This window comes from Algoriphagus confluentis (assembly GCF_036245625.1).
GTDB lineage: Bacteria > Bacteroidota > Bacteroidia > Cytophagales > Cyclobacteriaceae > Algoriphagus > Algoriphagus confluentis.
Genome location: NZ_BTPD01000035.1, coordinates 1 through 1,523, shown reverse-complemented (window position 1 = coordinate 1,523; position 1,523 = coordinate 1). Strand labels below are relative to the sequence as shown.

Here is a 1,523-nt window from a genome sequence, read left to right as displayed (position 1 = left end):
ACGACAGGAAATTCAGCCAAAACTATTTTATCAGGTAAATTTGGAGCAGCTGGTGCCGGCTGGCAACTTCTACCGACGCCTCTCCCAAAGCCTGGATCTTCAGTTTCTTTATTCCGCTACCTGGTGCTATTATGGCAGCGAGGGACAGGAAAGCATCGATCCGGTGGTGTTTTTCAAGATGCTTTTGGTGGGGTATCTGAACAACATCAATTCGGACCGGAAGCTGATCGCTTTCTGTTCCAATTGTCTGGATGTACGTCTCTTTCTCAAGTACGATTTGGATGAGGCTTTACCCTGGCATTCGACGATCAGCCGGACTCGGCAGCTGTACGGAGAGGAAGTATTCTTAAGGCTATTCCGAGAAGTCTTGAGCCTGTGTGTCGGCAAAGGAATGGTCAGAGGCAAGCGTCAGGCGGTGGATTCAGCCTTTGTCAAAGCCAATGCATCCATGGACAGCCTCTTGGAAAAGGAAGTGGTAGAAGATGCCTCGGCCTATGTGGACGAGCTGGACGAAGGATCGGAGTTCAAGGTCACCACAGCCCGAAAGAAGCTGGTAGAAAGACATCATAATTGGAAAGAGGAGGCCTATAAGTCCCAGCATGGAGGGGTGAACACGACAGGCCAAACCAATCAGATAGACCCGCCACTGGATGAAAATGGTGTCCTGATCCGTCCCAAGTTTCTCAGCAACCACACCCATTACAGTCCTACCGATCCGGATTCCAAGATCAGCACCAAGCCGGGGAAGGCCCGTCAGCTGAACTATTGTGGCCAGTTGGCCGTGGATGATGCCCACCACGTGATCACGGGTGCCTGTGCAAGTACGGCAGGAAGCAGAGACAGCGAAAACCTGCCCGAGATCCTGGATCAGACCTTGGAGAATCTGTCAGGACTGAACCTGACCATCGATCAGGTCACGGCCGATGCGGGCTACAGCAGCGGCAAGGCACTCCGGTACTGTGAGGAAAAGGGTATAGACGCCTATATTCCGAACTTCGGGCAGTACAAGCCAGATCGGGAAGGCTTCAGCTATCACGCAGACCAAGACGAATACCGTTGCGAAAAGTCAGGTGGCCAAGGTGCGGTTCTGACCTTTAAGGGCATCAAGACGGACAGCAAAGGTTATCAGAAGAAGAGTTACCGGAGTTCGGAGACGATCTGCGGCAACTGCCCACTCCGGGAGCAGTGCTGCGGCAAGGCGACCAAGTTCAAGAAACTGGAGGAAAGCATCGACAAGCCCTATTATGACCGCATGCACCGAAAACTGACCCAAAACCCTGCCTATGCCAAACGGATTAGCAAGATCCGAAGCCGAACAGTAGAGCCGGTCTTGGGCACGCTGGTCAACTTCCTGAACATGCGCCGGATCAACAGCCGGGGAATGGCCCAGGCCAACAAACACGTCATGATGGCTGCGCTGACCTACAACCTCAAAAAGTACCTGAACTTCCACCGAAAGAAAGTTCAGATCGGAGTGGTAGCCCTTCAAAAAGGGCTAAAACCCTTCGAAAAGGGCTTGAAAA

General features: G+C 52.5%; 1 protein-coding gene. It reads left to right on the top strand.

The window, feature by feature from the left end:
* Positions 1–1,523, top strand: a 1,523-nt coding sequence (locus tag AAA943_RS21755; RefSeq protein ID WP_338226526.1) for an IS1182 family transposase, incomplete at both ends; no start/stop codon positions are given.